Origin of the sequence: Streptomyces yerevanensis (assembly GCF_000716805.1) — a bacterium.
Lineage (GTDB): Bacteria > Actinomycetota > Actinomycetes > Streptomycetales > Streptomycetaceae > Streptomyces > Streptomyces flaveus.
In genome coordinates, this window is the sequence record NZ_JNWJ01000293.1 from 1 (window position 1) to 227 (window position 227).

Annotated in this window: 1 pseudogene; it reads left to right on the plus strand. The window is 69.6% G+C overall.

Annotation, left to right across the window (positions count from 1 at the left end):
- A pseudogene (locus OP79_RS56345) lies at positions 1-227 on the plus strand (IS5/IS1182 family transposase); the annotation flags it as partial.

A 227-nucleotide genomic window follows, 5' to 3' on the forward strand; every position in this document is an offset into this window, starting at 1 on the left:
CCGGCTGCACCGCGTCCTCCTGGACGAGCCCGGCGCCCGCGGCGAGCTGGACCGGTCGCGGTGCGCCATCGACTCCGTCAGCCTCAGGGCTGTAAAAAAGGGGGGCCACCGACCGGACCGAATCCGATCGACCGCGGCAGGAACGGATCGAAGATCCACCTGATTACGGGCCGGAACGGGCTGCCTCTGTCGCCGGGTATCTCCGGCGCCGACCTGCACGACAGTCT